32 protein-coding genes and 2 pseudogenes are annotated in these 24,963 nt (G+C 42.6%); 23 read left to right on the forward strand and 11 right to left on the reverse strand.

Annotation, left to right across the window (positions count from 1 at the left end; all coding sequences use genetic code 11):
• Positions 1–44 precede the first annotated feature (44 nt).
• Positions 45–758, reverse strand: coding sequence for a glycoside hydrolase family 25 protein (locus V8V91_RS19250; RefSeq protein ID WP_373396829.1), 714 nt, complete (start codon positions 756–758; stop codon positions 45–47).
• 566 nt (positions 759–1,324) lie between these two features.
• Between V8V91_RS19250 and V8V91_RS19255 the strand changes: the two genes are divergently transcribed.
• The 7 genes and pseudogenes from V8V91_RS19255 to V8V91_RS19285 all read left to right on the forward strand — a co-directional run bounded on the left by V8V91_RS19255 (position 1,325) and on the right by V8V91_RS19285 (position 6,746).
• Positions 1,325–2,089, forward strand: coding sequence for an efflux RND transporter periplasmic adaptor subunit (locus tag V8V91_RS19255; RefSeq protein ID WP_373396830.1), 765 nt, complete (start codon positions 1,325–1,327; stop codon positions 2,087–2,089).
• A 16-nt stretch (positions 2,090–2,105) separates the two neighbouring features.
• Positions 2,106–2,360: a hypothetical protein gene (locus tag V8V91_RS19260; protein ID WP_373396831.1), complete on the forward strand. Its 255-nt coding sequence runs from the start codon at positions 2,106–2,108 to the stop codon at positions 2,358–2,360.
• Positions 2,361–2,363: 3 nt separating this feature from the next.
• Complete coding sequence (locus tag V8V91_RS19265; protein ID WP_373396832.1) at positions 2,364–2,717, forward strand: efflux RND transporter permease subunit; 354 nt, start codon at positions 2,364–2,366, stop codon at positions 2,715–2,717.
• Positions 2,714–3,073, forward strand: a complete 360-nt coding sequence (locus V8V91_RS19270; RefSeq protein WP_373396833.1) for a hypothetical protein — start codon at positions 2,714–2,716, stop codon at positions 3,071–3,073. The genes V8V91_RS19265 and V8V91_RS19270 overlap by 4 nt, the downstream gene beginning before the upstream one ends.
• Entirely contained in the window at positions 3,004–3,897 is an 894-nt protein-coding gene (locus V8V91_RS19275) for an efflux RND transporter permease subunit (RefSeq protein ID WP_373400756.1), read from the forward strand. The genes V8V91_RS19270 and V8V91_RS19275 overlap by 70 nt, the downstream gene beginning before the upstream one ends.
• Entirely contained in the window at positions 3,839–5,575 is a 1,737-nt protein-coding gene (locus tag V8V91_RS19280; RefSeq protein ID WP_373396834.1) for an efflux RND transporter permease subunit, read from the forward strand. The genes V8V91_RS19275 and V8V91_RS19280 overlap by 59 nt, the downstream gene beginning before the upstream one ends.
• Positions 5,576–5,598: 23 nt before the next feature.
• A pseudogene (locus tag V8V91_RS19285) lies at positions 5,599–6,746 on the forward strand (TolC family protein).
• A gap of 122 nt (positions 6,747–6,868) precedes the next feature.
• On the opposite strand, the gene V8V91_RS19290 reads toward V8V91_RS19285, so the two are convergent.
• The 4 genes from V8V91_RS19290 to V8V91_RS19305 all read right to left on the reverse strand — a co-directional run bounded on the left by V8V91_RS19290 (position 6,869) and on the right by V8V91_RS19305 (position 8,683).
• A complete protein-coding gene (locus V8V91_RS19290; RefSeq protein ID WP_373396835.1) occupies positions 6,869–7,204 on the reverse strand; it encodes a hypothetical protein in 336 nt (111 codons plus the stop codon).
• On the reverse strand, positions 7,177–7,737 hold the full coding sequence (locus tag V8V91_RS19295) for a M20/M25/M40 family metallo-hydrolase (RefSeq protein WP_373396836.1): 561 nt from the start codon (positions 7,735–7,737) through the stop codon (positions 7,177–7,179). Before V8V91_RS19295 ends, V8V91_RS19290 begins: the two co-directional genes overlap by 28 nt.
• A 35-nt stretch (positions 7,738–7,772) precedes the next feature.
• Entirely contained in the window at positions 7,773–8,153 is a 381-nt protein-coding gene (locus V8V91_RS19300; protein WP_373396837.1) for a hypothetical protein, read from the reverse strand.
• Positions 8,154–8,227: 74 nt separating this feature from the next.
• The gene (locus V8V91_RS19305) at positions 8,228–8,683 is read right to left on the reverse strand and encodes a DinB family protein (RefSeq protein WP_373396838.1); all 456 of its coding nucleotides are present in this window, start codon (positions 8,681–8,683) and stop codon (positions 8,228–8,230) included.
• A 144-nt stretch (positions 8,684–8,827) separates the two neighbouring features.
• Between V8V91_RS19305 and V8V91_RS19310 the strand changes: the two are divergent.
• Both V8V91_RS19310 and V8V91_RS19315 read left to right on the forward strand, forming a co-directional pair.
• Positions 8,828–10,533, forward strand: a pseudogene (locus V8V91_RS19310) (GMC oxidoreductase).
• A 4-nt stretch (positions 10,534–10,537) separates the two neighbouring features.
• Positions 10,538–11,131: a gluconate 2-dehydrogenase subunit 3 family protein gene (locus V8V91_RS19315; protein WP_373396839.1), complete on the forward strand. Its 594-nt coding sequence runs from the start codon at positions 10,538–10,540 to the stop codon at positions 11,129–11,131.
• A 613-nt stretch (positions 11,132–11,744) separates the two neighbouring features.
• Here the strand turns inward: V8V91_RS19315 and V8V91_RS19320 are convergent.
• Positions 11,745–12,596, reverse strand: coding sequence for a Nif3-like dinuclear metal center hexameric protein (locus V8V91_RS19320; RefSeq protein WP_373396840.1), 852 nt, complete (start codon positions 12,594–12,596; stop codon positions 11,745–11,747).
• A gap of 511 nt (positions 12,597–13,107) precedes the next feature.
• A complete protein-coding gene (locus tag V8V91_RS19325) occupies positions 13,108–13,890 on the reverse strand; it encodes a hypothetical protein (protein ID WP_373396841.1) in 783 nt (260 codons plus the stop codon).
• A gap of 701 nt (positions 13,891–14,591) precedes the next feature.
• Here V8V91_RS19325 and V8V91_RS19330 point away from each other — a divergent pair.
• The 14 genes from V8V91_RS19330 (at position 14,592) to V8V91_RS19395 (ending at position 21,102) form a co-directional block, all read left to right on the forward strand.
• The gene (locus V8V91_RS19330; RefSeq protein ID WP_373396842.1) at positions 14,592–14,927 is read left to right on the forward strand and encodes a reverse transcriptase domain-containing protein; all 336 of its coding nucleotides are present in this window, start codon (positions 14,592–14,594) and stop codon (positions 14,925–14,927) included.
• A gap of 43 nt (positions 14,928–14,970) precedes the next feature.
• Positions 14,971–15,318, forward strand: coding sequence for a reverse transcriptase domain-containing protein (locus V8V91_RS19335; protein WP_373396843.1), 348 nt, complete (start codon positions 14,971–14,973; stop codon positions 15,316–15,318).
• 157 nt (positions 15,319–15,475) lie between these two features.
• On the forward strand, positions 15,476–15,613 hold the full coding sequence (locus V8V91_RS19340) for a group II intron maturase-specific domain-containing protein (protein ID WP_373400757.1): 138 nt from the start codon (positions 15,476–15,478) through the stop codon (positions 15,611–15,613).
• Between the two features lie 11 nt (positions 15,614–15,624).
• Positions 15,625–15,789, forward strand: a complete 165-nt coding sequence (locus V8V91_RS19345) for a hypothetical protein (protein WP_373396844.1) — start codon at positions 15,625–15,627, stop codon at positions 15,787–15,789.
• A 178-nt stretch (positions 15,790–15,967) separates the two neighbouring features.
• Entirely contained in the window at positions 15,968–16,114 is a 147-nt protein-coding gene (locus tag V8V91_RS19350) for a hypothetical protein (protein WP_373396845.1), read from the forward strand.
• Between the two features lie 285 nt (positions 16,115–16,399).
• Positions 16,400–16,756 (forward strand): hypothetical protein, encoded by a 357-nt coding sequence (locus V8V91_RS19355; protein WP_373396846.1) that lies wholly within the window; start codon positions 16,400–16,402, stop codon positions 16,754–16,756.
• A 73-nt stretch (positions 16,757–16,829) separates the two neighbouring features.
• Positions 16,830–16,982, forward strand: coding sequence for a hypothetical protein (locus V8V91_RS19360; RefSeq protein ID WP_373396847.1), 153 nt, complete (start codon positions 16,830–16,832; stop codon positions 16,980–16,982).
• A 70-nt stretch (positions 16,983–17,052) separates the two neighbouring features.
• Positions 17,053–17,193 carry a hypothetical protein gene (locus tag V8V91_RS19365; protein WP_373396848.1) on the forward strand — a complete coding sequence of 47 codons (141 nt, stop codon included), beginning with the start codon at positions 17,053–17,055 and terminating at the stop codon, positions 17,191–17,193.
• A 961-nt stretch (positions 17,194–18,154) separates the two neighbouring features.
• Positions 18,155–18,364 (forward strand): hypothetical protein, encoded by a 210-nt coding sequence (locus V8V91_RS19370; protein ID WP_373396849.1) that lies wholly within the window; start codon positions 18,155–18,157, stop codon positions 18,362–18,364.
• The gene (locus V8V91_RS19375) at positions 18,351–18,662 is read left to right on the forward strand and encodes a hypothetical protein (RefSeq protein WP_373396850.1); all 312 of its coding nucleotides are present in this window, start codon (positions 18,351–18,353) and stop codon (positions 18,660–18,662) included. The genes V8V91_RS19370 and V8V91_RS19375 overlap by 14 nt, the downstream gene beginning before the upstream one ends.
• Before the next feature lie 87 nt (positions 18,663–18,749).
• On the forward strand, positions 18,750–18,989 hold the full coding sequence (locus V8V91_RS19380) for a reverse transcriptase domain-containing protein (protein WP_373396851.1): 240 nt from the start codon (positions 18,750–18,752) through the stop codon (positions 18,987–18,989).
• An 11-nt stretch (positions 18,990–19,000) separates the two neighbouring features.
• Complete coding sequence (locus V8V91_RS19385) at positions 19,001–19,336, forward strand: hypothetical protein (RefSeq protein WP_373396852.1); 336 nt, start codon at positions 19,001–19,003, stop codon at positions 19,334–19,336.
• Positions 19,337–20,038: 702 nt separating this feature from the next.
• Positions 20,039–20,305, forward strand: a complete 267-nt coding sequence (locus V8V91_RS19390) for a hypothetical protein (RefSeq protein ID WP_373396853.1) — start codon at positions 20,039–20,041, stop codon at positions 20,303–20,305.
• A gap of 695 nt (positions 20,306–21,000) precedes the next feature.
• Positions 21,001–21,102 (forward strand): hypothetical protein, encoded by a 102-nt coding sequence (locus tag V8V91_RS19395; RefSeq protein WP_373396854.1) that lies wholly within the window; start codon positions 21,001–21,003, stop codon positions 21,100–21,102.
• 266 nt (positions 21,103–21,368) lie between these two features.
• Here V8V91_RS19395 and V8V91_RS19400 read toward each other — a convergent pair whose 3' ends face one another.
• The 4 genes from V8V91_RS19400 to V8V91_RS19415 all read right to left on the reverse strand — a co-directional run bounded on the left by V8V91_RS19400 (position 21,369) and on the right by V8V91_RS19415 (position 24,681).
• Positions 21,369–21,878 carry a hypothetical protein gene (locus tag V8V91_RS19400; protein ID WP_373396855.1) on the reverse strand — a complete coding sequence of 170 codons (510 nt, stop codon included), beginning with the start codon at positions 21,876–21,878 and terminating at the stop codon, positions 21,369–21,371.
• Between the two features lie 824 nt (positions 21,879–22,702).
• On the reverse strand, positions 22,703–23,872 hold the full coding sequence (locus V8V91_RS19405; protein WP_373396856.1) for an IS91 family transposase: 1,170 nt from the start codon (positions 23,870–23,872) through the stop codon (positions 22,703–22,705).
• The gene (locus tag V8V91_RS19410) at positions 23,873–24,472 is read right to left on the reverse strand and encodes a tyrosine-type recombinase/integrase (protein WP_373396857.1); all 600 of its coding nucleotides are present in this window, start codon (positions 24,470–24,472) and stop codon (positions 23,873–23,875) included.
• A gap of 26 nt (positions 24,473–24,498) precedes the next feature.
• On the reverse strand, positions 24,499–24,681 hold the full coding sequence (locus V8V91_RS19415) for a phage integrase N-terminal SAM-like domain-containing protein (RefSeq protein WP_373396858.1): 183 nt from the start codon (positions 24,679–24,681) through the stop codon (positions 24,499–24,501).
• Positions 24,682–24,963: the final 282 nt, after the last annotated feature.

Genomic DNA, 24,963 nt, shown 5'->3' on the forward strand with positions numbered 1-24,963 from the left:
ATCTATTAAACAATTCTTCTTGCATGGATTAAAGCGTAAAAAGTTTAATCCAGGATCAGCGCATCGAGGGTAGTTTTTCCACCTCTTAGAATATTTAGATCCACATTTTCATAAATGCCGTTTAGTCTACCCTTTTCTGAAAATTGCCAAATGACCCAGTATTCACTTTCAGGCTCTTTGATAGGGTTGTAATTTGCTACCCACAAAGGGTAATCTTCAAAGCCCTTTCCAACTAAGACATGTCTATTAAATGCATCTCCAGTATAGATGATGGGTTTTACTCCATAATGCTCTTCTACGATATTTAACCAGTTTTGGATCCCTTCTCTTAATCTGTTTTGGGATTGGATGGTTGAATGTTTTTCTATGTCCAAGATAGGCCGGAGATCTCCTTTTCTTAAGTGAACAGACTTGATGAAATTATGTGCCTGAAGCGTACTGTTTTCATTAGGGCGATAGTAGTGGTAGGCGCCTCTGGCCACATCCATTGTATCCAGAGCATTCCAGTATTCCCGAAACAGCTGATCCTGGTCATCCCCCATGGTAGCCCGGAAAATAAAAAACTCAACGGGTCTATCTTTGATCTGGAGTTCCAGTTGCTCCCAGGTGATTTTCCCTTGATAATGTGACATATCAATTCCTAAAATCCCTTCGGATTGGGTTTTGAATATGTAATCAAATTTTAAGGCCTCCTGTTCTGAGATTGGCTTATTGGCATAGTAAGGTTTCTGATGAAGTTTATTCCAAGTAGTGATCACCAAAAAACCTGCCCCAGACGTCAGTAAAACCAGTAATATGAGTAATCCAAGTGGGGTTCTATTTGACTTTTTTTAGCCATTTATATGAAATTTTATAAAAGCGCTGCGAAACTACAATTTACCTTCGAAAAAGGTAAAACATTAAAGTACTTCTTTAAATCAATTCCTAGTACTCTTTCATAGTGATAGTCACTTTTGAAGCAACAACTCAGCGGAAAGATGCTCCTTTTCCCTCGAGACCATTCAAGTAAGCTGCCACGAATGAAGTATTACAGCAAACTCTACTTCCTGGACCTTCGCATTACATCTCGCCAATCCCTATTTTTTGTATCAGCTTCATGTTTTGTTACTCTACGATTGTTTTCCTTTTCTCTAAACAACAAATCAAGCGTGGATTCTTATTACCAATTTTTTTTTGGGGAGTATGTAAACCATTGACTTGCCTTGCAAGTTATACCACCTGAAATTTGACTCTCTTGGTGTTTTTTTTTGAAATTCTTTTCTTTAATATTTCCTAATCTTCTTTAAAGCAGTAGATTAACTTCCTATCAAATCTTTGAAATAGTATGTGTGTCGATCGAAACCGAAACCGAATTGGTGCTTTTTGTCTTATTACCTTGGCCTTTTTGGTTTGTATTTCTTGCACAAAACCAATCAAATCAGCCCCCGAGGCTACGGTGGTTCAGGTATCGAAAATAGAGAGCCAAGGGTTTCAGCCGGTTTTGAGTCTTGAAGGTGAGCTTGAAGCAATTTCCCGACATGAACTTTCCTTTTTGGTACCTGGTAAACTTATTTCCTTACTTGTAAAGGAAGGGGATAAAGTCAAAAAGGGTCAGCTATTGGCCTCACTTGAAAGTTCTGATTATCAAGAGGCCTTGGCTATAGCAGAAGCAAAATTAGCTGAAGCAAATGATCAATACCAGCGCCTTTCAAACATGTATGCCAGCGGATCCTTGCCTGAGGCTGATTTGAATAAGATCAAATCGCTCAGGAATGAGGCAGAAGCAAATTATAATCTCTATAAAAATAAAAAATCTTATACCGAGCTCAAGGCAGCTTTAAATGGTTCTATTTCGAAAATATGGGCCCGTCAAGGCATGACAGTAGATCAGGGACAGCCTGTCCTTACCCTTTTGAATACGGATGAGCTGGTGGCCAAAGTTGGCGTTCCGGAAAAATCCATCGATTTTATTCAAGTGGGGGAGGAGGCAATGATCCTGATCCCCTCTCTTGGTGACACATTGATGGGTAAGGTCAATTTGATCAACCCGGCAGCTTCAAGGCTCACTCGGACTTTTGAGGTCGAGGTTACCTTACCTTTCCCAGAATGAAAGAATAAAAGATGGTATGCTGTGTGAGGTACGACTTCAAGAGCTACTTCCGCAATCGGAGATTTTGATTCCATTAGGGTTGGTTCATGCGGATGGTGATGGAATTCAATATGTCTTTTTGGCCGAAAAGGGTGTGGCAAAACGACGAAGAGTACTTTTGGGAAAATTAGTAGAAAACCAAGTGGTCGTGGAGAAGGGCTTGTCTCCTGGAGATTTGCTGATCTTAAATCCGGCAATTGACTTATTGGATGGGATGCCTGTAACTTTTTAAGCAATGTCATTTATCAAGAATTCTTTGGATCACAAACAAGTCATTCTGACACTAACAGTTTTAATACTGGTATCTGGCCTTTTTGCATTATTGACCATGCCTAGAAGAGAGGATCCTAAATTCAATATTCGACAGGGCCTGGTTGTCTTGGCCTATCCTGGAGCCAATGCCAGGCAGGTTCAGGATGAAGCGATCGCAAAGGTAGAAGAAGTGCTTTTCAGTTATCAAGAGGTAAGAAAGGATAAAACCTATTCCAATTCTCGTGAAGGTGTGGGATATATTGTCGTGGAACTGGAGTCATTTGTGACCAATGCGGACCTTTTTGGTCAAAACTCCAGCATAAACTGGATCTTTTGAAATTAGCTGAATTGCCACTTGGAGTAATCGGACCCGTGGTGGAATCGGATTTCGGAGACACCATTGCTCTTTTGATTAGTTTCCAGAGCGATTCCAGAGATAGCCGTGAACTCCAAACTTACGTCAAAAGACTGGGAGACCGACTCAGAGAGATCCGGTCGCTCTCCAAAATCAAATATATCGGTGAACAGGAAGAGGCCTTTTATATTGATTTGGACAATAAAAAATTAAGCGCCTACAAACTCTATTTGCCACAGTTATTTCTCGCAATAGGGGAGAAAATAGCATTCATGACGCGGGATCGGTGGAGGTGGACGGGCTTAATGTCTCCTTACTCAATAAAAGTCAATACGTAAGTCGTGAAGATTTAGCCGATCAAGTTATTGGAATGTCTGAAGATGGAAGCCTGGTCAAAATCGAAGATGTTGCCGAAATCGTCAGAAAAGAAAAAGAACCCACAGAACTGATTCGAGTCAATGGATCCCCTAGCATTCTGATGTCCCTTGAGATGCAGAATGGGTTCAATATCGTGGATTTTGGAAAGGAAGTGGACGAGGTGATTTCTTCTTTTACAGAAGAAATTCCGGATGATATTCGAATTATCCAAGTAGTTAATCAGCCACAAAATGTGGCCGAAAGTGTGAATGATTTTATCAGAGAGTTTTTTATAGCGATCGTAGCCGTAGTGATTGTGATCCTGTTACTACTTCCCTTTCGGGTGGCTTTGGTAGCGGCAGCAGCCATTCCCGTGACGGTAGCTTTTACATTTATGTTGATGGATGGTCTAGGGATCCAACTACAGCAGGTTTCATTGGCATCTTTGATAGTGGTATTGGGAATGTTAGTGGATGATGCAATTGTCATTGCTGACAACTATGTGGAGAAACTAGATGAAGGAATAGACAATTATACCGCTGCTTGGCAATCTGCTGACCAACTTAAAATCCCCATGTTCACTGCCGGCCTTACGATTATTGGAGCATTTGCACCCTTGATTTTTCTAACAGGTTACGTAGGAGAGTTTATCGAGTCACTTCCATATACAGTGGCCATTGCTATCAATGCTTCTTTTGTAGTAGCTATGTTTTTAACCCCGTACTTATGCTACACTTTTATCAAAAATGGCCTGGCAAAAAAAGAGGATAAAAAGACTTTTGGACTATCTGGAGGCGGGTTTTAATCGGGCGCTTGATTTCGGTTTCAAGCATCACCGAATAATTTTTTCTTTCGGGATTTTCATCGTTTTTATAGGTGGGCTTTTGTTTATCCCTTTGAAGCAGAAGCTCTTTCCAGCGGCAGAGCGGGATCAGTTTGTAGTAGAAATGCGAGCCAAAGAAGGTACCTCACTCCAAAAAATGGATGAAATGACTCAAAGGGTAGAAGAGAGGATCGCTTCAGAACCTCAAGTGAGAAATTATGCCACCTTTGTAGGTACCTCCGCACCTAGGTTTTATTATAACTATGCTCAGCATTTTCCTCAGTCCAATACCTCCCAGATTTTAGTAAACACAGAGGGAATAGATGAGACCAATGATTTGGTACTGAAATTAGAAACTGAGCTCAATGATGCATATCCCGAAATGGATGTAGTGGTAAAAAAGATGCAGCAGGGGCCCTCGCTGGATGCCCCTATTGAGCTAAGGATTAGTGGTCCTGATATTGTTACCCTGGAAAAACTGGGAGACTCGGTTGCAACTATTCTACGTAAAGCACCTTTGGCATCCCATGTTACTCCCGATTTCTATGGAAAAAAACTAGTGGTCATGATCCAGACAGACCATGCATCAGCTAATCGATTTGGAATCACAGATGCCATGATATCCAGAGAACTGAAATTTGCCTACGATGGAGTTGAGATCGGTCAGATTTGGGAAGCCAAAACTCCGGTAGGAGTGATTGTCAAAGATTTAAAACTAGAGGAAAAGACCTTGGAAAGTCTGAATGATTTTTACATCACTTCGCCTCTCACGGGACTCAGTGTTCCACTTCATGAAATAGCTGAGATAGAAGCCACATGGGTGTCGTCTAATTTAAAGAGAAGGAATGGAGTGAATACGTTGACCATACAGTCTCAAGCTGCAAGTGATGTTTTGCCCTCAGAAATATTAGCCTCAATTAAGGATGAATTAGCACAACTTGAACTACCCAGAGGCTATTTACTCAGTATTGGTGGTGAGGATGAAAATCAACGGGAAACTTTCAGTGAAATGAATAAAGTGATGCTTTTTAGCATTTTTATCATTTTTATCATCATGCTTATCCAATTCAAACAGCTTAACCAAGTTCTCATTGTTCTGGCAGCTATTCCCTTAAGTATTTTTGGAGCCTCATTTGGACTACTTCTGACTGGTTATCCTTTTGGGTTTACAGCTTTTGTGGGACTGGCAAGTTTGATCGGGGTGTCTGTGAGAAATTCCATCATTCTGGTAGATTATGCAAACGAACTGGTAACCAAAGAGCAAATGAGTACAAAAGAAGCTGCTATGCATGCTGGAAAAAGAAGGATTAGACCAATTTTCCTTACTACCATGGCTGCAGCAATTGGGGTTACACCCATGATCATTTCTGGATCTCCACTATGGGCTCCTTTGGCTACCGTACTTGCTGTTGGTTTGGTTTTTTCGATGATTATGACGCTCTTGGTCATCCCTGTACTGTATTGGAAATTTGGCGAACTCAAATTAAAGCCTTTCGTAGCTGCGCCCCTTATTTTGGGTTTGCTATGGCTAGTTCCAAGCGAGTCTAACGGTCAAACGCTTCCCCTTCAAGAGGCTATGGAAATCGCCAAAGAGACGAATCCACAACTTCAACTTTTAGCACTTGAGATCGAAAAAAGCAATTGGAAGTCCAGCAAGTAAAGGCAGATTATCTTCCAAAGGTCATGCTCGATGGAGGCTATTTTTGGTATTACAATACCCAGCGAACTACAGACGTAGAAATTTCCATTAATGATTTACCCTTGATTGGGGGAGTACCGCCAATAGGATTAGGAACCGAATTTTTAATTCCAGAGCAAAATCGCTTTATAGGTGTAGCCAATTTGGGGATTTATCAGCCCATCACTCAGTTTTTTAAAATCGGTTCGGGAGTCAAAGTAAAAGACAAAGAATTAGTAATGTTGGAAAACCAAAAACGGGAAGCCATCAATGAAATCCGTATAGGAATCGCAAAACTTTATGCAGGAATAGCGATCGAAGACATCAAACTAAGTAGTTTGGATTCTCAGATAGTTTTGGTCCAAGAGCAACTCAGACAAGCCGAAAGCGGAATTCTTGAAGGTCAGCTTCTGGAATTGTATTCCATCGGACTCAAAGCAGATCTAATGGATCATCAAACTAAAAAGGAGCAGGCGAAAATTGAGCGGAAAAAATATAGTATGGAACTCAATAAGGTATTGGGATTCCCGACAGATTCACTATGGCAAACAGACAGTTTTCAAGTAGATGAAAGCTTGATTGCCCGACTACTCCAAGAAGCTGAGCAAGACAGTGCTGCTTTTGGAAGTCCCAAGCTTCAAAAAGCCATACTAGAAACTGAAATGGCAGATGCAGGCCTGAGTTTTTATAAGAATGAACTGATTCCCGATATTACTCTTATTGCTGAGGGTTTTTATTTTGAAAATGTGCCCTTAGTGCCAAGAAGCAATGTTTTTGTCGGGGCCGCGCTTAGTTGGCCAATCTTACAATGGGGTAAAAAAGAAAAGATGTTGGAATTTCGTCAATACAACTACGCCAAGCAGAATTACAACGAGATCAAATCGCACAGGAAGTGGAGATTGACCTTCAGACTAGAATTCTTGAACTGAAAAATGCCTTGACTCTTTTGGAGACAGCTAAACAAGGATTAGCATTTCGAAATGAGGAGTATAGAATCAAAAAAGATGCTTTTGATAATGGATTGATCTCCTACAAGGATTTTGCCGAGGTGCAGAAAAAGCGATTAGATACCCAGATTATGCTTACTGAAGCCCAATCCAATATTTTGATTCAGCAATATGGCTTGGAAATCCTATTGAGCCTCAATAAATAGGAGGCCCAAAGGGTTTTGTCTGTGAGGTCGGATATGTTTTTCATCAGAAATATTCATAACCTCCCGTTATCATTTCATTCCAATTAAACGAGATTCCTCCAGTCCTTATTCTCTTTTTGTGTTTACCTTGTTAGCCGGTAAAGGAAAAGCGTACTTCTTTTAATCAATTCTGGATATTCCTTCATATTGATGGTTTCCCCTGGAGCATGTGCACCAGAGCCTGAAGCACCTAAGCCATCCAGACAATCCAAGTATTCTGACACGAAAGATATATCACCAGCACCTCTACTTCCAGGGTCGCCGGGTTTCACTTCTCCCAGCCCCATGTCCTGACTCAGTTGGTTTAATTCTTCTGCCAAAGCATAGTTTCCTGCTGTTGGGATCATAGACGGTAATCCATCTTCAAAAATAATTTCCGCATCTGTTTGATTCAGGTTTCTGTCAACGATTGCCTGCATTTTTTTCTGGCAGCTTCTTTTTGAGCCTCTCCCAAAAACCTCAAATCACCCGTGACCAAAGCCTCTCTTGCGACAATATTCGTTTTCCCCAAAGCCTCGCCTTTGCCGGTCTCTGAATTATAACTGATGTCAGATCCTCCTATGATTTGTCCAGGGTTAAAAGTCAAATATTGCTCTCCGGCTAATTCCTCCTGAAATTCTGTCAAGATTCTCGCAGCTTCATAAATAGCACCGTATCCTACAGATTCTCTAAAAACACCACTCGAATGTGATTGTCTTCCGCTTGTTCTCAATAGCCAGCCACTGCTTCCTCTTCTAGCTACAGTAGCGATCCCAAAACTCTGGGTAGTTTCAAACCCCAGTGCAATGTCATGTTCTTTTGCTCGGGCAATGAAATCACGTCTAGAAATCACTTCGTCCCCAGAACTTTCCTCGTCTCCAGTAAAATAAACAGTGATCGTTCTGTCTTCCAATAAACCCAAATCATGCAATGCTTTGAGGCTGGCAAAGGCCATAACATCTCCACCTTTCATATCATTGACTCCTTGGCCCGTTGCGGTAGAGTCATTTAAAAAGTAAATGGAGTAAAAGGCATATCCTTTTCAAAAACGGTATCCAAATGTCCAATGATAAAGATCTTTTTCCCTTTGCTTCCATTTCGGGTAGCGATAAAATGTCCTGCACGCTTTGCCTCAGGTGGAAGCTTATACCATTCTGTTTCAAATCCTATTTTTTGAAACTCCCGCTCAAATACTTTGGACACAGCTTCTACGCCTTCCAGATTTAGCGAGCCGGAATTAATGTTGGTAACCTCTTCTAATAGGGCGACTGTTTGCTCGTAATTTTTCTCTACTTCGGCAATGAGTTTTTCCTCGATTTTGGAAAGTTTCTGAGCAAAAGTAATCGAATAGAATCCGATCAAAACAAGAGTTAGAATGAGCTTTTTCATAGCTGAAAATTAAGGCAATTGTTGGATAAATGGATTCCGATTGTCAAAAATTGATTCAAAAAAAGATCGGGGATTTATAAGAATTTACGAATACTTAGGATATAGCCCATATGTAAACCCTCATGAAAATTATTGAATTCCAATGCATCTTGCACATTGGCTAAATGGAAGCCCGTCGACGTCTGCCGTTCTTTATAGGTTTTAAATATTCCTTTTTCTAAATCATTTTCTGTCAATATTGTCAGTTCAATCAATAGACTTTTCAATTCATTAACCTCATCTTCGGAAGTGAAGGACTCAGGCTTGGTACCTGGTTTATATTTATTGAACAAATCGTCAGAAATATAGCCTGTCATTCCAGAGGATTTGTACACCAAACCTTGTTGGGCAATTATAATGTGTCCGATATTCCAGATGATATTATTGTTGAATCCCGCAGGAATGGTATTTAGTTTTTCGATGCTGGTTTGTTCTAATAAGTTAAGGAGCAGATTTCTACTGGTTTTCCAGGTTTTAAGAGTGGCGTTCATAGTTTGCTGGTTTTTTGCTAGGGTTATTTTGATGGGATTGTCAGGTAAATCTATTAGGAAACATCCATATTACTAGTTGTTGAGATTTTTTGCCCTTGTTTTTTTTAAGGAATTGCTAACTTATAGCCCAATAAATATAAACCTATGGCCAATTTTAATATTGACGCAAAACAAGAAATGACCTACGATGCGATTGTAATCGGATCGGGGATCAGTGGTGGTTGGGCGGCGAAAGAACTTTGTGAGAAAGGATTGAAAACCCTCGTATTGGAAAGAGGAAGAATTGTAGAACATGTGACAGACTACCCTACCATGAGTTTGGATCCATGGGATACAGAACTCAGAGGAAGTCTCACTCCAGAGCAAAAGCTAGGCATCCCAAAGGAGGCAGATCTGGATTTATTGGGGCTTATAATGAGCATTTTCATGCCAATGATGTAGAAAATCCCTATACTGAAGTCAAACCTTTTATGTGGGTTCGAGCCCATCAAATGGGGGGCCGATCTATTCTTTGGGGTAAGCAATGCTACCGATGGTCTGACTTGGATTTTGAAGCCAATTTAAAAGATGGGCATGGGGTGGACTGGCCAATCCGATATAAGGATTTGGCACCATGGTACACTCATGTGGAGAAATTTGCCGGGATCAGTGGAGAAGCATTGGGTTTACCGCAATTGCCGGATAGTCACTTCCTTCCTCCTATGGAGCTCAATTGTGTAGAGAAACATGTAAAGGAGCGCATAGAAAAGGAATACAATGGGCGAAATATGATCATTGGCCGAGTGGCACATTTGACTGAGCCGATTAATGGTCGTGGAAAATGCCAGTTCAGAAATCGATGTGATCGAGGATGTCCTTATGGAGCCTATTTTAGTAGTAATGCAGTGACCCTTCCAGCAGCCAATGCAACTGGGAACTTAACCATCCGTCCTTTCTCTATCGCACAATCCATTATTTATGATGAGGAAAGTGGGAAAGCTACAGGAGTAAGAATCATTGATTCCGAAACCAGTGAGTTTATGGAGTACCATGCAAAAATCATTTTCTGTAATGCTTCTGCCTTGAGTTCTACTCAAATTTTATTGAATTCCACTTCTGATCGTTTTCCAAATGGTTTAGGGAACGACAGTGGAGAGCTGGGGCATAACCTAATGGATCATACTTATAGAGTAGGGGCCATGGGAAAAGTAGAAGGCTTTGAAGATCAATATTACAAGGGGAGAAGACCGAATGGAATTTATATTCCTAGGTATTATAATTTAGATGAAAGTACCAAAAATGAAAATTTCGTGAGAGGATTCGGATTCCAGGGCAGTGGAGGAAGAGCTGGTTGGAGCGCAGGATCTAACCAGGAAAACTTCGGAGGAGAGTTCAAGGATAGTCTGATGAAGCCGGGGCCTTGGGAATTCTTTATCACTGGGTTTGCGGAATGTCTTCCAGACCATAACAACAAAGTGACCTTGAATAAAGATGTATTGGATAAGTGGGGTCAGCCAACCTTAAGTATCGATGCAGAATGGGGACCCAATGAATTGGCAATGAATAAGCAGATTCGAAAAGATGCCAAGGAAATGTTAGAAAGAGCAGGGTTAACAGAAATCACAGATTTTGATAATGAACATGAAATGGGGTATGGAATCCATGAAATGGGAACCGCAAGAATGGGTAGGGATCCTAAAACTTCCGTACTGAATGGGAATAATCAGGTACATGGAGCCAAAAATGTCTTTGTGACCGATGGAGCTTGTATGACTTCCTCTTCCTGTGTCAACCCATCCTTGACCTATATGGCCTTGACAGCTAGAGCAGCCAATTTTGCAGTATCCGAATTGAAGAAAAATAACCTTTAATGTCATGAACAGAAGAAACGCACTTAGAAGAACCGCATTATTGGCTGGATCGGCGGTGGCAACACCCACCTTGCTTTCCCTGCTTCAATCCTGTAAAGAGCAAAAGCGGGTAGACTGGGTTCCACAGTTTTTATCTCAGGACCAGGCTGTTTTTATTTCCTCATTTGTGGATACGATTTTACCTAAAACCGAGACTCCAGGAGCCTTGGATGTGAAAGTAGATATTTTTATAGATCTGATGTATGCCAAGACTTATGATGAGGGAGCACAGCAATATGTGGTGGCAGAAATTGAAAAGTTCAATACCAATTGCAAAAATGATTTTGGAGATGTCTTTGCGAATTTGAGTCCCGAAGATAAAACGGCGGTATTGAAGAAAGCGGAAGCAGAAACTGCTAAGTTTAACCCTGGAGTTTGGGGTACAGCGGTAGGGGAGCAAAAACCAGTGGCCTACTACCGCCAATTGAAATCTATGGCACTTTGGGCTTATTTCTCATCTGAAGAAGTTGGCAAAAATATTCTGAGTTATGATCCGATTCCGGGTGAATACCTCGGGTGTATTCCACTTTCGGATGTAGGGAACACCTGGAGTTTGTAATTTTGTCTCAGTAAGCAGTCTTAGTAGGCAGTATGGATTTGAATCTTTTAGCCGTAATCGGTTGTCAGCCTGAGCGGAGTCGAAGGTAGGTCGCAGTAGTCAGGGATTTGTGATTAAAGTGAATTATTAGAATAAATTAAGACCCCATCGGGGTCAAAGCATTATAGCCCAGAGTTGAAACCCTGGGCTATAATGAATTAGATTTCTCCAGCGCTGGCCCTAGATTTTCTTGCGGAGTCAGAATCGTTTTGCCAGAAAGATATTTTACAAATCGGATTGGAAATCCCATGATAAAGGTTCGAGATTTCAAATCTCGAACAGCAGCGGCAGTAGGCAGTCTCAGTAAGCAGTTTTCAGTTGGCAGTCGGATTTGAATCTATTAGCCGTAACCGGTTGTCAGCCTGAGCGGAGTCGAAGGCTATATGGGAGCAAATTTGGAGATTTAATCCAAAGGTCCTCGACTCCGCTCGGACTGCACATTTACATTTCTTGGTTAGCCAATTCAGGCAAAAGTGTCGAAATCAAAAAAAATGTCCTTAGACTTTTTGAGTTTCTACTGATGAAAAAAGATCTCTTTACAAAACCTGAAGCGAATTTCCAGAAGCAAAATGAGTCACCGGCATTCCCGAACATTCACTTCAATCCAAGACTTCATAAACTCCGATCCACCTTCCTCACTAGCAGAATGACCAATTACAATCAGCCCCAACTTTTCTCCCATTTCATTGGCATTTCTCACGTACTCCGGAGTTTCCCATTCTGGACTTTCACCACAGATTAGGACATCTGGCTTTTCCTGCATCAGGAGTTCAATTTGTCTTCTTCCTCCGATTGCTCCAGGTAGTAAGAGAATTTTGGAGGCGGATTGATTTAAATCTCCCACATATCGTAAAGCGGGAACTCCCAATTTGGTTTTGACATGGTCGATTAGTTCCCCCAAAGAAGTTTCCGGAAGATTCAAAACGGCGTTCTGTTTGTAATAGGCATTCCAACCCAGTTCATCCACTACTCCCTTTTGGACTCCATCAATCTGTAAGGCATGTACATAGTCATGATTTCTCCATACTGCAATCCCATGTTGATTTAAGAGATCCGCTTTGAATTGGTAAACTGGGTCATTTTTTAACCAGTCCGTTTCGTCTAAGTGATTGTAAAAAGTAGGCTCATGGACGATGATAAAATTAGCCTTCAACTCAATGGCTTTTCGGATCACCGTCAATGTAGCAAACATTGTGGTGATAATGCCTGTGACTTCTTGCTCTCGAGTTCCTGATTTTAAGGTATCCACAGTGGGGCTAAAAGGGGCATTGGGAACTTTGGAAATAAACAGATCCATGATGTCACCCACAGTATAGGTCGCTTTTCCAGAAGCAGAAAAGAGATCCAAAGGATTTAGAAAAATCCCTGTTCCAAGTAGGACAAAGGTTTTTAGGAAATTACGGCGGTTTGGGTTGGGCTTGTTCATAGCTAGATCGATTTAGCTAAAGATAAGGAAGCCTTTTTATTTTGAGTGACTCAAAATCGAAACTATTTAATTGAAATTTGGGGTATTTCATTTTAAAGCTATTTGTAAAAAATAGAACAGCGAATTAAAAAACATGTACAAGAAAAGTATAAAGCTCCATAATTTAATTGCAAGTTTGTTCCAAAAGTAAGTTAATCCATCTTCACCTTCATCTCTTTGGAATTTCTCTCTTAGGCCTGGTTTTCTGAGCCATTTAATAATTGCAATGCTTGAAATCAAAGTTCCAATAGGTTCTAGAAATTGAAAAAGTCCATAGGAAATGAACATTAATGTGTATCCCATGAAGAATACTACAACTCCGATATAAAAAATTAGTCTTGGTGAATTAATCATAAAAGATTTGTGTCGGTTTTAGGTAGGGCTTTGGTTTAGAGCTTTAAAATATCTGATTCAAATGCCCTTAGCAAATTGCTCTTAAGCCTATGGGTTTTTAGCACGAGTTACCTTCATTTTAAGATATCCAGAGTTGATGTTTCTTCTTGAGTTTCCACGTTCCTTCAGTTCGTTCGACAAAGACGAGGTAGCCGTATCCGCAAAGATGTCCACAGAATTCTTTGTAGAAGTAACATGCCTTGGTTCGATCTTCGTTAAAAACGATTCTTGAAAATGTTAAGGTTGCGGCAACACGATCCTTTTCAGTTGTTTCGAAGTCCACTGGGTGAATTTGATAATCTCCTACATTGGTAAGTTTCTCGAGCTTTAAGTATTCATTGTTAAGATCGGTATTAACAAGTTTGATAAGTAGTTGCCTCCACGAATCCTCGAGGTTGATGTTAGCCCGAAATCCTTTTTCAGTTAGTCTGTATTTCAAGTCTAAATTCGGGGCAATCAAAGAATCATAGACTTTTAGTACAACGTTTCGCCTGTCTCTTGTTGGATTATTTAGAAGTTTGATCCATTCGATAGAGTCTTCTTCATATTGCTTCCAATTGAAATTGTGGAATTCTGTTAATAAGCCATCTCGTTCAAGTTCCCATTCTTTGGCTAGAGTTAGGCTGTCATTAGGTTCATAAACCTCCCCATTAAGTTCAAGGGTTAGTTCTATTTCTCCCTCAATTTCATTGTAAATCGAGTCAGGATGATTTGGTTTGTAAGGGGGTGGTGGAAGAGGTTCGTTGTAGTAGTGGGTTCCCACCATATCCATGAATGTTGCATTGATCACTCCCTGTTCAGGAGTTAGTTGTGTTGAGCATCCTGTTAAAACAGTGGCGATTAACAGCAGAAAGTTTCTCATGGGAGGCATTGAAGGTAACGTCTCGGCTATGAAAAGTAGGGCATTTCGGAGCTGCAAACTTGTCCACCGAGACAAAGCATGCTAAGTGCCAAAAACTTGCGGAAACCACTGTCCGCCCTATTTTTTATAGCCATTGTGTGTGCCTTGAATGGTGAATATAGACCAAAAAGATGGTCGTTCCAACGGGTGAAAGTCCCTTAAGCGCGGAGTCGTTACCCTCCGAAGCCAAGCAAGTGGCAAGGTGGTTTACCGCGAGGTATACACTGAAGTAAGCCAGACTGCGGTGTCTGTACTGACGAACAGGAACTCTATACTGAGGCTATGAGGATGGATGAGGTAGCACATCATGCCGAAGTCCAAAGCTCTGGAAACAGAGATAAGCCAAAATAGTAGATAGAGCAGCGATAGGCACAAGGATATTCCACCTTACCGAGGAGGTCTCTAGACGTCTGAACGTCCAAGAGAAGTCAGCCGAGGTCATAGTAGTTATCGGAAACGAGCTGTAAATACTGCAGAGGTCTCACTGATAATGAAGGACTGAACATTGAATCGCGTCTCGGATAGGAATCCCGCACATGCGAGATAGCCTATTCTTAAGCGGACAAGGAGAACAAAGTAATGATAGAAAAGTACTTCCGTCCAAAAACCTTTATAAAGCCTACCGTCAAGTAGGGTAATAAAGGCTCATCGGGAGTGGACGTATGCAGGTGACCGAATTTAAGTCGTTTATCGACCAAGGCAAGACAGCTGTATTAACCGACATCCTGAAAAGGAGGTACGTACCTAAAGCTATCAGAGGGGTTGAAATCCCAAAGAGTAACGGAAAAACCAGATTACTCGGAGTCCCATGCGTAGTGGATAGATGGCTTCAACAGGCAGTTAGCCAGCAATTAGCCACCCGATTCGAATTAACTTTCGAAGAGGAGAGCCACGGTTTTCGACCTGGAAAGAACCTTCACGGAGCAGTAACACAAGCACTGAAAAACATCAATGATGGCTATCAGGATATTGTTGACATTGATCTGAAAGGTTCTTGATGAAGTACAACACTACAAGTTGCTTCAGTTAATCTACAACAGGGTGAAATGTCCCACAACTTTGTGGCTGATCCGAAAAATGGCTGAGAGCACCAATCCAGATCAACGGAAAACTGCACAAACGCCAAGCCGAAAGGGTATGCCACAGGGAAGTCCCTTAGTCCTCTTCTATCCAATATATTATTGGACGAACTGGACAAGTATCTCAAAAAGTAAAGGGTTGAAATTTGTCCGCTATGCCGATGACTTTAGTATCTATACTCAGTCAAAATCAGCTGCCCAAAAAGTAGGAAATGAAGTCTATATGTTCCTGAAGAACAGACTGGACTTGCCTATCAACAGTGGAGAAAAAGCGGAATCCGAAGACCCTCTGACTTTGAGCTTTCGCTAGGTCAGCGGTATTTCGTGCCAACCTACAAAAGGGAAAAGGGTAAATACCAACTGGTAGAAGCAAAGCTGGGAAAACCTGAAGCGTAAGCTCAAAGGAATAACCAAGAAAACCTTACCATACAGCTTTGAAGAGCTCGACTTCAAAAACTCAGAGAGGTATGGATGGGCTGGGTAAACACTATCGACTGGCCAGTATTCAGGCCAAGCTCAAACAACTCGACGAGTGGCTGAGGAACAGACTCAGATATTGCATTTGGCATGACTGGAAAAAGCCTGAGCGAAAACGCAAAACCTAATTAGACTGGGAGTGGATCAAGACCATGCCTACGCATGGAGTAGAACCAGAAAAGGAGGATGGGCTGTAGCTCAGAGTCCCATACTGGTAACAACGATTACACTTTCCAGACTGAAAAGAAAGGGCTATGTAAGTATGCTGGACTATTACTCAAAATCAAAGCCCGAGATTCAATGAACCGCCGTATACGAGACCCGTACGTACGGTGGTGTGAGGCGCACTGCGGGCTTATGGCTCACGGCCGTCTACTCGATGTGTGCCTTGAATGGTGAATATAGACCAAAAGATGGTCGTTCCAACGGGTGAAAGTCCCTTAAGCGCGGAGTCGTTACCCTGAAGCCAAGCAAGTGGCAAGGTGGTTTACCGCGAGGTATACACTGAAGTAAGCCAGACTGCGGTGTCTGTACTGACGAACAGGAACTCTATACTGGCTATGAGGATGGATGAGGTAGCACATCATGCCGAAGTCCAAAGCTCTGGAAACAGAGATAAGCCAAAATAGTAGATAGAGCAGCGATAGTACGCGATGACCACCTTACCGAGGGAGGTCTCTAGACGTCTGGAACGTCCAAGAGAGAAGTCAGCCGAGGTCATAGTAGTTATCGGAAACGAGCTGTAAATATCGCAGAGGTCTCACTGATAATGAAGGACTGAACATTGAATCGCGTCCTAATCTGGATAGGAATCCCGCACATGCGAGATAGCCTATTCTTAAGCGGACAAGGAGAACAAAGTAATGATAGAAAAGTACTAATCCAAAACCTTTATAAAGCCTACCGTCAAAGTAGTGGGTAATAAAGGCTCATCGGGAGTGGACGGTATGCAGGTGACCGAATTGAAGTCGTTTATCGACCAAGGCAAGACAGCTGTATTAACCGACATCCTGAAAAGGAGGTACGTACCTAAAGTTATCAGAGGGGTTGAAATCCCAAAGAGTAACGGAAAAACCAGATTACTCGGAGTCCCATGCGTAGTGGATAGATGGCTTCAACAGGCAGTTAGCCAGCAATTAGCCACCCGATTCGAATTAACTTTCGAAGAGGAGAGCCACGGTTTTCGACCTGGAAAGAACCTTCACGGAGCAGTAACACAAGCACTGAAAACATCAATGATGGCTATCAGGATATTGTTGACATTGATCTGAAAGGTTTTTGATGAAGTACAACACTACAAGTTGCTTCAGTTAATCTACAACAGGGTGAAATGTCCCACAACTTGTGGCTGATCCGAAAATGGCTGAGAGCACCAATCCAGATCAACGGAAAACTGCACAAATGCCGAAAGTGGGTATGCCACAGGGAAGTCCCTTAGTCCTCTATCCAATATATTATTGGACGAACTGGACAAGTATCTCAAAAGTAAAGGGTTGAAATTTGTCCGCTATGCCGATGACTTTAGTATCTATACTCAGTCAAAATCAGCTGCCCAAAAAGGCAGGAAATGAAGTCTATATGTTCCTGGAAGAACAGACTGGACTTCCAGCCTATCAACAGGGAGAAAAGCGGAATCCGAAGACCCTCTGACTTTGAGCTGCTAGGTCATGGCTTCGTGCCAACCTACAAAAAAGGGGGAAAAGGGTAAATACCAACTGGTAGTGAAGAAGCAAAGCTGGGAAAACCTGAAGCGTAAGCTCAAAGGAATAACCAAGAAAACCTTACCATACAGCTTTGAAGAGCTGACTTCAAAAAACTCAGAGAGGTATGGATGGGCTGGGTAAACAATTAATGTGATCGGCCAGTATTCAGGCCAAGCTCAAACAACTCGACGAGTGGCTGAGAACAGACTCAGATATTGCATTCGCATGACTGGAAAAGCCTGAGCGAAACGCAAAAACCTAATTAGACTGGGAGTGGATCAAGACCATGCCTTACGCATGGAGTAGAACCAGAAAGGAGGATGGGCTGTAGCTCAGAGTCCTTGTACATACTGGTAACAACGATTACACTTTCCAGACTGAAAAAGAAAGGGCTATGCAAGTATGCTGACTATTACTCAAAATCAAAGCCCGAGATACCCAATGAACTGCCGTATACGACCCGTACGTACGGTGGTGTGAGAGGCGCGCGCTCGCGGGCTTATGGCTCACGGCCGTCTACTCGGATGTGTGCCTGAATGGTGAATATAGACCAAAAAGATGGTCGTTCCAACGGGTGAAAGTCCCTTAAGCGCGGGAGTCGTTACCCGAAGCCAAGCAAGTGGCAAGGTGGTTTACCGCGAGGTATACACTGAAGTAAGCCAGACTGCGGTGTCTGTACTGACGAACAGGAATCCCATACTGAGGCTATGAGGATGGATGAGGTAGCACATCATGCCGAAGTCCAAAGCTCTGGAAACAGAGATAAGCCAAAATAGTAGATAGAGCAGCGATAGGCACAAGGATATTCACCTTACCGAGTGGAGGTCTGACGTCTGGAACGTCCAAGAGAAGTCAGCCGAGGTCATAGTAGTTATCGGAAACGAGCTGTAAATACTGCAGAGGTCTCACCGATAAATGAAGGACTGAACATTGAATCGCGTCCTAATTCGGATAGGAATCCCGCACATGCGAGATAGCCTATTCTTAAGCGGACAAGGAGAACAAAGTAATGATAGAAAAAGTACTCAACTCAAAAACCTTATAGCCTACCGTCAAGTAGTGGGTAATAAAGGCTCATCGGGAGTGGACGGTATGCAGGTGACCGAATTGAAGTCGTTTATCGACTACAAGATAGCCGTATTAACCGACATCCTGAAAAGGAGTGTACGTACCTAAAGCTATCAGAGGGGCTGAAATCCTTAAAGAGCACACCGAAAACCAGATTACTCGGAGTCCCATGCGTATGGATAGATGGCTTCAACAGGCAGTTAGCCAGCAATTAGCCACCCGATTCGAATTAACTTTCGAAGAGGAGAGCCACGGTTTTCGACCTGGAAAGAAACCTTCACGGAGCAGTAACACAAGCACTGAAAACATCAATGATGCATATCAGGATATTGTTGACATTGATCTGAAAGGTTCTTTTGATGAAGTACAACACTACAAGTTGCTTCAGTTAATCTACAACAGGTGAAATGTCCCACAACTTTGTGGTTGATCCGAAAAATGGGCTGAGAGCACCAATCCAGATCAACGGAACCTGCACAAACGCCGAAAGGGTATGCCACAGGGAAGTCCCCTTAGTCCTCTTCTATCCAATATATTATTGGACGAACTGGACAAGTATCTCAAAAGTAAAGGCTGGAAATTTGTCCGCTATGCCGATGACTTTAGTATCTATACTTCAGTCAAAATCAGCTGCCCAAAAGTAGGAAATGAAGTCATGTTCCTGAAGAACAGACTGGACTTGCCTATCAGGAGAAAAGCGGAATCCGAAGACCCTCTGACTTTGAGCTGCTAGGTCATGGCTTCGTGCCAACCTACAAAAAGGGGGAAAAGGGTAAATACTCAACTGGTAGTGAAGAAGCAAAGCTGGGAAAACCTGAAGCGCGTAAGCTCAAAGGAATAACCAAGAAAACCTTACCATACAGCTTTGAAGAGCGACTTCCAAAAACTCAGAGAGGTATGGATGGGCTGGGTAAACAATTATCGACTGGCCAGTATTCAGGCCAAGCTCAAACAACTCGACGAGTGGCTGAGGAAGACTCCAGATATTGCATTTGGCATGACTTGAAAAAGCCTGAGCGAAAACGCAAAAACCTAATTAGACTGGGAGTGGATCGGAAGATCATGCCTACGCATGAGTAGAACCAGAAAAGGAGGATGGGCTGTAGCTCAGAGTCCTACTGTAACAACGATTACACTTTCCAGACCGAAAAGAAAGGGCTATGTAAGTATGCTGACTATTACTCGCAAATCAAAGCCCGAGATCTGCATGAACTGCCGTATACGAGACCCGTACGTACGGTGGTGTGAGAGGCGCACCGTGGGCTTATGGCTCACGGCCGTCTACTCGATGTGTGCCTTGAATGGTGAATATAGACCAAAAAGATGGTCGTTCCAACGGGTGAAAGTCCCTTAAGCGCGGGAGTCGTTACCCGAAGCCAAGCAAGTGGCAAGCTGGTTTGCCATGAGGCATGCAGTGAAGTAAGCCAGACTGCCGTGTCTGTACTGACAACAGGAACCACATACTGAGGCTATGAGGTGGATGAGGTAACACATGCTGCCGAAGTCCAAAATCCTGAGTAATCAGGAATCACCACCAAAATAGTAGATGTGGCAGCGATAGACACAAGGATATTCACCTTACCGAGGGAGGCTATCTCTAGACGTCTGGAACGTCCAAGAGAAGTCAGCAGAAGTCATAGTAGTTATCGGAAACGAGCTGTAAACACTACAGAGGTCTCACTGATACAATGAAGGACTGAACATTGAATCGCGTCCTAATTCGGATAGGAATCCCGCACAAGCGGAATAGCCTATTCTTAAACGGACAAGGAGAACAAAGTAATGATAGCGAAAGTACTACAATCCAAAAACCTTTATAAAGCCTACCGTCAAGTAGTGGGTAATAAAGGCTCATCGGGAGTGGACGGTATGCAGGTAATCGAACTGAAGTCGTTTATCGACAAACACAGGACAGCTGTATTAACCGACATCCCAGGGAGGCATGTACCAAAAGCTATCAGAGGGGTCGAAATCCCCAAGAGTAACGGAAAAACCAGATTACTCGGAGTCCCATGCGTAGTGGACAGATGGGTTTCAACAGGCGGTTAGCCAGCAACTGGCCAGTCGATTCGAACTAACTTTCAGCGATTAGAGCGGTTTTGGTCGGAAAAGAACCTTCACGGAGCAGTAACACAAGCGCTGAAACACATCAATGATGGCTATCAGATATTGTTGATATCGATCTGAAAGGATTCTTCGATGAGGTACAACACTACAAGCTACTCAGTTAATCTACAACAGGTGAAATGTCCTTAATAACCTCGTGTGTGGCCGATCCGAAAAATGGCTGAGAGCACCGATCCAGATCAACGGAAAGCTGCACAAGCGCAGAAAAGGTGTGCCACAGGGAAGCCCTCAGTCCATTGCTGTCCAATATATTGTTGGATAAATCCGACAAGTATCTCAAAAGCAAGGATTGAAATTCCGTCCGCTGCTGATGACTTTAGTATCTATACTCAGTCCAAAGCAGCTGCCCAAAAGTAGGAAAACGAAGTTTACCTGTTCCTGAAGAACAAACTGACTTGCCTATCAACAGGAGAAAAGCGGAATCCGGAGACCCTCCGACTTTGAGCTCTTAGGTCATGGCTTCGTGCCTATCTACAAAAAGGGAGAAAAGGGCAAATACCAACTGGTAGTGAAGAAGCAGAGCTGGGAAAACCTGAAACGTAAGCTCAAAGGAATCACCAAGAAAACTCCGCTATATAGCTTCTGAAGAGCGACTCCAAAAATTAAGAGAGGTATGGATGGGCTGGATAAACAATTACCGATTGGCCAGTATTCAGGCCAAGCTCAAACAACTCGACGAGTGGCTGAGGAACCGGACTCAGATATTGCATCTGGCATGACTGGAAAGCCTGAGCGAAAACGTAAAAATCTAATCAGACTGGGAGTGGATCTAGACCATGCTTATGCATGGAGCAGAACCAGAAAAGGTGGGTGCGGGCTGTGGCTCAAAGTCTCAATACTGGTGACGACAATCACACTTTCAAGGCTGAGAAGAAAAGGTTATCAAGTATGCTGACTATTACTCTAAATCAAAACCTGAGATTCAGTGAACCGCCGTATACGAGACCCGTACGCGGTGGTGTGAGGCGAACCGTGGGCTTATGGCTCACGGCCGTCTACTCGGATTGGTAGCTGGCTTTTTTCTTGTAATTAAATATATTCCACTCAAAGTTATTCCGATTCCTGCTGTAAAAAGTATCCAAAATCCGTATCCTGTAGAATCATCCTTCTGTTCTTTATTTATGTTTTCGAGACGCAAATATGATTTGCCTTCTTTTCTTAATCCGTTAACAGTGATTTGATTGTAATTAACCGTCTTATCGATAAAGGTCAAATCCTTAGTCTGACTTATTTTCTTGTCATAAGTATCTTTCAGTATGTCTAACTCAATTTGGTCGAAAGCTTTAATTTCAGCCACAATTGCACTTGAGTTAGCAGCATGGAATCGAATACCTGAAATTTTGAAATTAAACTTAGGATATTCTTCAAGCTTCAAATTAATCCATCTCGAACTTTTACGCCTTTCAATTTCTGGAGTCTCTGTAATGGTTGCTTTTAAACTTGTAAGTTGTTCAGGTTGGATTTCTAAATCTTTCTTCGAATAAACTTTCAACATGCCGATAGAAAATAAAAGTCCAATGATTATAAAACCAATACCAAATCGTTTGTTGACATTATAAGACCAAAGACTTTCTGAATATTCATTTCTTTCAAGTCCTTTTGTTAATGCGGATTTAAGTTGATAATAATTTGAAATAGTAGAAGACGAAATTTTTTCCTTTTGTCTATCTGTGAATATCGTGAGGTCTTTCCATTTACCTGACTTATTTTCTTTCTCAATTTCATTGTAGCTTTTAATGTCCCTTACGTATATGACTTTTTTTGGAGTATTAAAAATTGATTTTACAATCAGCTTATCACCGTCAAAGTCATATTTTTTAAGTTGCCAAATTGAGAGAAATGAGAGCAGTCCAAATGCCCCAAAAATAATCCGAGGACAAGTCCTGCGATTTGTGGATATTCTGCTTCAAGAGATTTTGAAGTCAGATAGTATGAAAGAAAACCAAATCCAATTCCGCCCAAGATTAAAATAATCAGAGTCGAGAATTTCGTCTTTGCCTCAATGTTTATTGGTTTCTTCATTTTTTAGCTTGCTGCCAACGTAAAGAGTTTTAAACACATTCCGCCAAAAAATTAACCACACTAGTTAACGTCAACCGGATGTGGTTAAAACCGTGTTGGACCAAGCCGACCTTCTTATGGGCATTGATCTTCACAGGTTTTTGGGGTTTGTCTCTTTTTTTGTTTTTATTCTTTTGGTCCTGGGCTCCAGGTATCTTCTTTTTCCCTTGTCAGCGATTCAATCAGGCATAGGATTCCCCGGGAGTTCTGTACCCAAGATAACAGTTTGAAGCTATTCAAAGAACTTGCATGCCTACTTTATTTAAGAACTGTTCTGATGTATGCTTGGCACCACATAAACCATCCTTCCTTTTCTGCAACAGGGGCATCTGAACATTTCTTCTCCCAAAATACCCACCAACAATTCGTAGGTACTATATCCAAGGTACTCCGACTCTTTTTCCGGCTTTTCAGCAAGGCAAAGCAGTCTATCCTGCTACTTGTTGCCGGGGAAAGGATCCCGTAATACCGGATCTTGTAAAAGCCGGTGGGAAGGATGTGTTGAAGAAACCTTCGGATAAACTCTGTGGTGGACAGCTCCATCAATCCAATCCTGTTGGTCCTGTAATCTTTGTATCGGAACTTCACAGATGTTTTGTCAACCTCTTGGATCCTGCTGTTGCTGATGGCCACCCGATGCGTATATCTTCCCAGGTAACTGACTACCTGCCCCGCTCCCTGAAAGGTCTTTTTGATATAGACATGCCAGTTCTTTTCATAGAGTAGCTTTCTGAGTGCTTTTCTGTCCTCATAAAGCTCCCTTTCCAGATCAGGCAGTGTGAGTTCTCCATTGTTCAGGTGTTTTTCCAGACCGGAAAAAAGCAGGCCCCGGAACACAGATGACAGTGCCTTGACGGGAACGAAAAACTTCCGGTGCGAGTAAACCCACTCCATCCCATCCTGATCCACTCCTCCTGCAGGGATGAGCATATGGATGTGGGGATGGTAAGTCAAAGACTGACCCCAGGTATGCAGTACTGATAAGTTCCCTGTTTGGACTCCCAAAAATGAGGGGTTTGCACCTGTTTTCCTGACCGCCTCGGCAGAGGATGCGAACAACAGGTCATAGCACTTCTTCTGGTTCAGATAGAACAGGGGGCGCAACACCTGGGGGACCGTGAACACCACATGAAAATACCGCACAGGCAGAAGCCTCGACTTAAGCCTTTCCACCCACAGCAACTGCCGCACATACTGGCATTTGGGGCAGTGCCTGTTCCTGCAGCTGTTGTAACAGGTTTTGATGTGATCACAATCCTCACAGATCAACCGATGACTGCCTTGGATACTGGTCCTACAGGTGACTATTGCCCGGAATGCTTTGTGCTGGTCAGCAGTGAGACGGTGCCGGGAAAGATAATCCTGCTGACAGTTCCTGAAAACGTCTGCCAGCTCGGGGCCAGAGGACCGTTTGTTTACCGTTTCCATTTAAAGTCTGTCCAATGGACTTTCTATTTGGGAAGGCTCAAACTTGCACACGTGGAGATAGACCGTAGTGGTCTGCAGGGAACGGTGTCCCAACAGTTCCTGGATCATACGCACATTCACACCCGATTCCAGCAGGTGTGTGGCAAAGGAATGGCGCAGGGTATGGAAGGAAGCATCCTTGGTGATATGGGCTTTCACCATCGCCGCTCTAAGTACCGTCTGGGCACTGGTAAAGCTGTAGGGTTTTCCGGCAAACCTCCCCTCAAACAAAAACTCCTTCGGACGATAGACACGGTAATAGTCCCGGAGTCTGCCCAATAATTCCCGGGGAAGAAGCGTGTACCTCCCCTTGTTGCCTTTTCCTGATCTCACCCGAATCTGCATTCGGTCACTGTCAAGATCATCGGGTCTTAAATGGACCACTTCACTTAACCGAAGCCCAGACCCATAGGTCAAGGCCACCAGACAATAATGCTTCCGGTTCTTCAGGACATCCAATATCCGGCAGATCTCTTCCTTCGAAAAAACAACCGGTATGGGCTTGGGCTTTTTGGGACGTCGGATTTTTAGCTGTTCCCAGTCACTTCCCAGAACCTCCATGGTCAATATCCTAAATGCACTGATGATTAAATTGGTACTGGAGGGAGAAAGCCCTCACTGTCGATCCTCTTGAGCAAATAACCCTTCAGTTCCTCCGAACTGATCAGATCAGGACTTTTGGACAGATTCCTGCTGACCAATGAAATACAACTTAGGTAGGACTTGATCGTCCTGTCCGAATAATTCCGCAAACGCATCGCTTCATACATGCGCTGACGGAGGCTTTTTTTCCATGTTTTTAAAAATTAAAATGAAACATGGATAAAATTAAATGGTACAACCTGATTTACAGGGGATTGATCGATTAAAAAACTACCGACAAAGTCGGTTTAGTTCAACACTTGTATATACGCAACTCCAAAAAGCTATTGCCTATATATCTGCAATATCCACAATGTGTTTTGATGTAACGAGAACTAAATTAAGAATTTCGTCGAGTTGTTCAGAAGTTATTTTTATTTCGGAAAAAAGAGGTTGTTTAAAATGAAGTA

This window comes from Algoriphagus halophilus, from assembly GCF_041729275.1.
Taxonomy (GTDB): domain Bacteria; phylum Bacteroidota; class Bacteroidia; order Cytophagales; family Cyclobacteriaceae; genus Algoriphagus; species Algoriphagus halophilus_A.